Below are 6,925 nucleotides of genomic sequence, written 5' to 3'. Positions count from 1 at the left end.
CCAGCCCACCCCCACCCGGCCCTGGCGCGGCCTGGCGGTGAGCAAGCCGACGGCGGTGGCGATCTCCCCGGGCTCCAGCCGGCGCAACAGGTCTGCCAGCGCGTCCACCTTCGCGAGCCGGGAGCGCGTGGATGCGACCTTATCCGTGGTTTTCACAAGCTCGTAGAGCAGCATGGCATCAGTCTGCCACGCCCGCCTGCCCGGGCAGTTCCGGATTGCTGGACAGCGCTGGAGCACTGTCCCAGACTGGACGGATGGGACTCATCGTTGCGAACCTGTTCCTTACCCTGGACGGCGTCTACCAGGGGCCCGGCGGCAGCGAAGAAGACACGGAGGGCGGCTTCGCCTTCGGTGGCTGGCAGGCGCCGGTCTCCGACGAGGAGGCTGAGGCGGCCATCGAGTCCGAAGTCAGCCACATGGACGCCCTGCTGCTCGGCCGGAAGACCTACGACATCTTCGCGGGCTACTGGCCACACCAGTCCGGGGACATCGGCGGGACGCTCAACCGGGTGCCCAAGTTCGTCGTCTCGAGCAGCCTGGCGGATCCCGCTTGGGCAGGCACGTCGGTGCTGCCGGATGCCACGGCCGCGGGCAGGCTCCGCGACGGGTACGGGCAGGTGCACATGTTCGGCAGCGGCGTTCTCATCCGTTCGCTGCTCGCAGCAAACGTGCTCGACCGCCTCCATCTCTGGCTCTATCCGGTGGTCCTCGGCCAGGGCAAGCGCCTCTTCGACGCAGGGACCGTCCCCGCCTCCTACCGCCTGGCGGAGCCGGCCCGCAGCTTCCCGAAGGGGGCGGTGTCGCTGGTCTACGAGCGCGCGGGCGACGTGGAGACGCAGAACATGCCGGGAACCTAGTCTCCGCCGTTCCCCCAAGGCGCAAAAAACCGGTCCAGCGGATGCTGGACCGGTTTCTTGTGGTGGCAGGCTGGGCCCACGCCGGCGAGGGACCCAAGTCGAGCGAAGCGAGACTTGGGAGCCGGTGGGGATTAGTGGCTGTGGCCTGCGTGCTCGTCCTCTTCGGCCGGCTTCTCCACCACGAGGGTCTCGGTGGTGAGAACCAGGGCAGCGATGGAGGCCGCGTTGCGGAGGGCCGCACGGGTGACCTTGACGGGGTCGATGACACCGGCAGCGATCAGGTCCTCGTACTCGCCTGACTTGGCGTTGAAGCCGTTGTTCGTTTCCAGGTCGGCAACCTTGGACGTCACAACGTAGCCGTCGAAGCCCGCGTTCTGGGCGATCCAGCGCAGCGGCTGGACCAGGGCGCGGCGGACGATGCCCACGGCAGCGGCGGCGTCGCCTTCGAGTGCCTTGACGGAGGGGTCCTCATCCAGTGCCTTCAGGGCGTGGATCAGGGCGGAACCGCCGCCGGCAACGATGCCTTCTTCAAGGGCAGCGCGGGTGGAGGACACAGCGTCCTCGATGCGGTGCTTCTTTTCCTTGAGCTCAACCTCGGTGGCGGCGCCAACCTTGATGACACCAATGCCGCCGGCCAGCTTGGCCAGGCGCTCCTGGAGCTTTTCACGGTCCCAGTCGGAATCGGTGCGGGTCAGCTCGGCGCGGAGCTGGGCTACGCGTGCTGCCACGTCTTCGGCCGAACCTGCGCCGTCAACGATGGTGGTGTTGTCCTTGGTGACCGTGATGCGGCGGGCGGTGCCCAGCACCTCAAGGCCAACAGTGTCCAGGCTCAGGCCCAGTTCCGGGGAAACAACCTGTGCACCGGTGAGGGTGGCAATGTCCTGCAGCATGGCCTTGCGGCGGTCGCCGAAGCCCGGAGCCTTGACGGCAACAACGTTCAGGGTGCCGCGGATGCGGTTGACGATCAGCGTGGACAAAGCCTCGCCGTCAACGTCTTCGGCGATGATGAAGAGCGGCTTGGAGCTCTGCAGCGCCTTCTCCAGCAGCGGCAGGAATTCCTGGATGTTGGAGATCTTGCCCTGGTTGATCAGGATGAGGGCGTCCTCAAGGACTGCTTCCTGGCGTTCCGCGTCGGTGACGAAGTACGGGGACAGGTAGCCCTTGTCGAACTGCATGCCCTCGGTCAGGACCAGTTCGGTCTGCGTGGTGGAGGATTCCTCGATGGTGATCACACCATCCTTGCCAACCTTGCCGAAGGCCTCGGCGAGAAGTTCGCCAACCTCGTCGCTCTGGGCGGAAATCGCTGCAACGTTGGCCACCTGGGTGCCTTCAACGGGGCGGGCGTTCTCGAGCAGGCGGGCGGCGACGGCTTCAACGGAAACCTCGATGCCGCGCTTGATCTGGCCGGGGGCGGCGCCTGCCGCTACGTTGCGCAGGCCTTCCTTGACCAGCGCCTGCGCCAGGACGGTTGCGGTGGTGGTGCCGTCACCGGCAACATCGTTGGTCTTGGTGGCTACTTCCTTGGCCAGCTGCGCGCCAAGGTTCTCGTAGGGGTCGTCAAGTTCCACTTCGCGGGCGATGGTGACGCCGTCGTTCGTGATAGTGGGAGCGCCCCACTTCTTGTCCAGGACGACGTTGCGGCCGCGGGGGCCGAGCGTCACCTTGACGGTGTTGGCGAGCTTATCGATGCCGGCTTCAAGAGACCGGCGGGCAGCGTCGTTAAACGCAAGCTGCTTTGCCATGGTTTTGTCCTTTCAAGACAGAACCCCGCGCAGCTGACCAGCAGAGAGCATGACCAGCGGCACGGGGATCCGGAGAGTTACTTTACGACGATCGCCAGGACGTCGCGGGCGGAGAGCACGAGGTACTCGGTGCCGCCGGTCTTGACTTCGGTTCCGCCGTACTTGGAGTAGATGACGACGTCGCCAACGGCTACGTCGACGGGAACGCGGTTGCCGTCTTCGAAGCGGCCGGGGCCTACTGCAACAACTTCGCCTTCCTGCGGCTTCTCCTGTGCGGAGTCCGGGATCACCAGGCCGGAAGCCGTGGTCTGCTCGGCTTCGAGCGGGCGGACAACAATACGATCCTCAAGAGGCTTAATAGAGACCGACACTCGGACCTCTCCTTCTTCGTCAGCAAATTCGTGGACTGGAAAGCTTTCCGCCGTGGCTGGCAAACCGTCGTCGCGGTGCCGGCAGCAGCCTGGCTGGCAGCTCTTCATGTATTAGCACCCTCCTAGGGAGAGTGCTAATACAGACTGTATGCAAGGGTTAGCACTCGGTCAAGGCGAGTGCCAGAGTTTCGTCGTGGGCGGAACATGGGGACGTGTAGATTTGCCGGGTGCGAGCCGCCGTTTACCTGATTCTTGCCACCCTCTTCTGGGCGGGCAACTTTGTTGTAGGACAGGCTGCCATGGAGACCATGCAGCCGCTGCAGCTAACGTTCTGGCGGTGGGCCCTGGCCGCTGTGCCGTTGCTGGTCCTGGCGCAGCTGGTGGAAAAACCGGACTGGCGCGCCGTGCTGAGCCATTGGCCGGTGCTCCTGCTTCTGAGCTGCCTGGGCATGAGCGCCTACACCCTGCTGCTGTACAGCGCGCTGGGGCACACCTCGGCCCTGAACGCTTCGCTGGTGACCGCAGCGAACCCCGCCCTGATCACGGTCCTGGCCGTGGTCCTGCTCCGGGACAGGCCGCGCCCGCTGGGTTGGGCAGGGATTGCCCTGGGCCTCTGCGGAGTCCTGCTGGTGCTCACCGGAGGCGACCTGCAGCGGCTGCTGACCTTCTCGATCAATGCCGGTGAGCTGCTGATCGTCGCGGCCATCACCGTGTGGGGCTTCTACACGATCACGGCCCGCAGGCTGTCCGTCCCGGCGATCACGTCCACCGCGGTTCAGGTGGCCATGGCGGCTGTTGTCCTGGTCCCCTTTGCAATGGCCACGGGGGCCGGGCTTCCAGCCACGGCCTCCGAAAGCTGGTCGCTGGCCTACATCGTCCTCTTCCCCTCGCTGGGTTCCTACCTGCTGTGGAACCTGGCGCTCAAACGCACCACCGCTGCAAACGCCGGGAACTACCTCAACCTCATCGCCGTGTTTACCGCCATCATCACGGTCGTCCTGGGCCAGCCCATCACGGTCCCCCAGGTCATGGGCGGCATCCTGGTTATTTCAGGGGTCCTGCTGACCAGTACCGGCGGCACAGCACCTCAGCGGCCCAGGTCCTCAAAGTCGACGTCCTCTCCGCCGTCGCCCTCTCCGGCCGAGTTCCGCCCGCGGTAAAGCAGCACCGCGGCAGCCGCGGCCACCATGAGCGATACAACCAGGAAGAAGATGCTGCCCGCGCGGGCTCCGGCGTACAGCCCGCGGATGTCCTGGGCCTCCTGCGTGTCGTCCTGGATGCTGCTGCCGCCCACCGAATAGACGGTGGCGTTGAAGGCATCCAGGAAGAAGATGATCACCAGAAGCGCGATACACACCACGGCAACCACGGCGCTGGCAATCAGTGCCGGGCGGGCGAACCGCGCCAGGCCCCCGGGGTGGTGCTGGCGGGACTGCGGGGTACCTGCACTGTCTTTCATGGCTTCAACACTATCGGCCCGCCGGCATGCCGCTCCTCCACTAGGCTGGAACCCATGGCTCAAGCTCCCCAGGACCAGATTGCACCACTGCTCACCCCGGAAGGCTGGGAGCTTCTGGCGTCCCTGGGCCCTTACCAGGAGGAGAAATCCTTCGAGCTGAACTCGGCCCTCCGCAAGGCCGGCCACTCCCCTGAACTGGTCTCCGCCGTCCTGACCCAGTCCAGGCTCCGCACCAGGGCGGCCGCAAAGTTCGGCGAGTTTGCCCGGAGCATGCTGTTCACCCAGGCCGGACTGGAACAGGCAACCCGGCTCAACGTTGCCGCACGCCACGCGCAGCGGTTCGCGGAGGCCGGAATCAGCCACGTTGCAGACCTGGGCTGCGGGCTGGCCGCGGACTCCCTGGCGCTGGCTTCCATGGACATCAACGTCACCGCCGTGGAGATGGACGAGACCACGGCAGCCTGCGCCACCGTCAACCTGATCCCGTTCCCCAACGCCACCGTGGTCCATGCGGACGCCACGGCAGTGCCGCTGGACGGGGTCGACGGCGTCTGGCTGGACCCGGCGCGCCGTGTCACTTCCACGTCGGGCACCAAGCGGATCTGGGACCCCGAGGCTTTTTCCCCGCCCTTGTCCTTCGTTGAGGACCTGGCGGCCTCCGGCCTGGCCGTGGGGGTCAAGATGGGGCCGGGCATGCCGCACGATTCCGTTCCGGCAAGCTGCGAAGCGCAGTGGGTCTCCGTGGCCGGGGATGTGACGGAGGTGGCCCTGTGGTTCAACGCAGTGCGCCGGCCGGGAGTCCGCCGGGCAGCGCTGGTGCTCGGCGCCCAGGGTGCCGCTGAGCTGACCAGCGGAGAAGAGTTCGGCGCCGGTCCCACGGCTCCGGTGGGCCCGGTGGAAGGCTACCTCTACGAACCGGACGGTGCGGTGATCCGTGCAGGGCTGGTGGCGGACGTGGCGCTGCAGCTGGGCGGACACCTGGTGGATGAGCACATCGCTTATGTGTGCGCGCCGGAACTGGTGGATACGCCGTTTGCGCGCGCCTACAAGGTCCTGGAGGTGATGCCCTACAACGTCAAGGCGCTCAAGGCCTGGGTGAAGGACAACGGCATCGGCGTGCTGGACATCAAGAAGCGCGGCACCGCCGTCACGCCCGAGGAACTCCGCAAGCAACTGCTCCCAAGCGGGAAGAACACGGGCGGGAAGAACGCAGCCGGCAAGAAAGCCGGAACCAAAACAGCCACCCTGGTCCTGACCCGCATCGGGGAGGACCGGGTGGCCATTGTGGTGGAGCCGGCGCAGGGCACTGCTCGCGAAGAAACTGCTACTGGGCCCGCATGAACTCCTCGGCAGCGCGCACCTGCTCAGCGGTGGGCCTCACGCCGGTGTAGAGGACAAACTGTTCCAGGGCCTGGATGGTGGCAACCTCCGCACCGGTGATGACCGGCTTTCCCGCGGCCCGTGCGGCCTTGATCAGCGGGGTTTCGGCCGGCAGCGCCACGACGTCGAAAACCACCCGGGCGGCGTCGATGGCCTCCTGCGGGAAGGCGAGCGCGTCGGCTTCCGCCCCGCCTGCCATCCCTCCTGCCATACCGATGGGGGTGACGTTAATGATCAAGTCCGCCGTCCCGCCGTCGAGCGCTTCCTGCCACCTGAAGCCGTACTGGTCCGCCAGCGCCCGCCCGGCCACCTCGTTCCGGGCGATGACCGTGACGTCCGTGAAGCCGGCGTCGCGGAGCGCCGCGACGGTGGCCTTGGCCATGCCGCCCGCTCCCTGGACCAAGACCGAATAGCTGGTGGGCACCTTGTTGGTGGACAGGAGCTGCTCGATGGCGGTGTAGTCGGTGTTGTAGGCCTTCAACTGCCCGTCCGTGTTCACAATGGTGTTGACGGAGTCGATGGCCTTGGCTGAGGGATCCATCTCGTCCACCAGCGCAATCACATCCTCCTTGTACGGCATGGAGATGGCACAGCCGCGGATGCCCAGGCCGCGGACGCCCGCGATGGCCTGTTCGAGGTTCGTGGGGGCGAACGCCTTGTAAATCCAGTTGAGGTTCAGCTGCTCGTACAGGTGGTTGTGGAAGCGGGTCCCGTTGTTGCTGGGCCGCGCCGAGAGCGAGATGCAGAGGGTCATGTCTTTATTGAGAATGGGCACCTGACCATTAAACGGGATACCCAAGTAGGTAGCGCTAAGTGTCGTTTTGAGGGTTCAAAACGACACTTAGCGCTACTTGGTTGGGATCAGGGGCAGCCGGTTCCCGCCGGGAAGTTTCCGACGGCGGCCGGCAGCTTACCCGGTGCGGCCGCCTTCCCTGCCAGGACAGCGGCGAGGGCATCGAAGGCGCCGTCACTCCGCCCATAAAGGGCCACCTTCACCGGCGCCGTCGAGTCCCGCAGCGGCCAGGGGGCATCCAGTGCCACGGCAATGTCCCCTCCCGCGCCCCGGCCGCCGTAGCCGATGAGGCTGACCAGGGGTCCGGAGCCCACGGCCAGCCC

Annotated in this window: 7 protein-coding genes and 2 pseudogenes; 3 read left to right on the top strand and 6 right to left on the bottom strand. The window is 66.2% G+C overall.

Translation table 11 applies throughout. The features are described 5' to 3' along the window. Positions 1-174: pseudogene (locus tag ACKAE7_RS20080) on the bottom strand (ATP-dependent DNA ligase); the annotation flags it as partial. 80 nt (positions 175-254) lie between these two features. On the opposite strand from ACKAE7_RS20080, the gene ACKAE7_RS20075 reads away from it, so the two are divergent. After that, positions 255-857 carry a dihydrofolate reductase family protein gene (locus ACKAE7_RS20075; RefSeq protein ID WP_408980116.1) on the top strand — a complete coding sequence of 201 codons (603 nt, stop codon included), beginning with the start codon at positions 255-257 and terminating at the stop codon, positions 855-857. A gap of 131 nt (positions 858-988) precedes the next feature. On the opposite strand, the gene groL is transcribed toward ACKAE7_RS20075, so the two are convergent. Together groL and groES are read right to left on the bottom strand one after the other, a co-directional pair. Next, entirely contained in the window at positions 989-2,599 is a 1,611-nt protein-coding gene (groL, locus tag ACKAE7_RS20070; protein WP_188727530.1) for a chaperonin GroEL, read from the bottom strand. A 77-nt stretch (positions 2,600-2,676) separates the two neighbouring features. Continuing rightward, positions 2,677-2,970, bottom strand: coding sequence for a co-chaperone GroES (gene groES / locus ACKAE7_RS20065; RefSeq protein WP_003805290.1), 294 nt, complete (start codon positions 2,968-2,970; stop codon positions 2,677-2,679). Between the two features lie 227 nt (positions 2,971-3,197). Between groES and ACKAE7_RS20060 the strand changes: the two genes are divergently transcribed. Continuing rightward, the gene (locus ACKAE7_RS20060) at positions 3,198-4,130 is read left to right on the top strand and encodes a DMT family transporter (protein ID WP_188809661.1); all 933 of its coding nucleotides are present in this window, start codon (positions 3,198-3,200) and stop codon (positions 4,128-4,130) included. Here ACKAE7_RS20060 and ACKAE7_RS20055 read toward each other — a convergent pair. Next, positions 4,058-4,429 (bottom strand): hypothetical protein, encoded by a 372-nt coding sequence (locus ACKAE7_RS20055; protein ID WP_188809660.1) that lies wholly within the window; start codon positions 4,427-4,429, stop codon positions 4,058-4,060. The two genes, ACKAE7_RS20060 and ACKAE7_RS20055, sit on opposite strands and share 73 nt — an antisense overlap. A 54-nt stretch (positions 4,430-4,483) precedes the next feature. On the opposite strand from ACKAE7_RS20055, the gene ACKAE7_RS20050 reads away from it, so the two are divergent. Beyond that, a complete protein-coding gene (locus tag ACKAE7_RS20050) occupies positions 4,484-5,770 on the top strand; it encodes a THUMP-like domain-containing protein (RefSeq protein ID WP_408980115.1) in 1,287 nt (428 codons plus the stop codon). On the opposite strand, the gene ACKAE7_RS20045 is transcribed toward ACKAE7_RS20050, so the two are convergent. Together ACKAE7_RS20045 and ACKAE7_RS20040 are read right to left on the bottom strand one after the other, a co-directional pair. Next, positions 5,754-6,563: a shikimate 5-dehydrogenase gene (locus ACKAE7_RS20045; protein ID WP_188809769.1), complete on the bottom strand. Its 810-nt coding sequence runs from the start codon at positions 6,561-6,563 to the stop codon at positions 5,754-5,756. The two genes, ACKAE7_RS20050 and ACKAE7_RS20045, sit on opposite strands and share 17 nt — an antisense overlap. Before the next feature lie 107 nt (positions 6,564-6,670). Beyond that, positions 6,671-6,925 (bottom strand): annotated as a pseudogene (locus ACKAE7_RS20040) (beta-N-acetylhexosaminidase); the annotation flags it as partial.

Origin of the sequence: Pseudarthrobacter sp. NKDBFgelt (genome assembly GCF_046097905.1) — a bacterium.
GTDB lineage: Bacteria > Actinomycetota > Actinomycetes > Actinomycetales > Micrococcaceae > Arthrobacter > Arthrobacter polychromogenes.
Note: the sequence above shows the minus strand (reverse complement) of the source record. Positions and strands in the feature narration are given on the sequence as shown.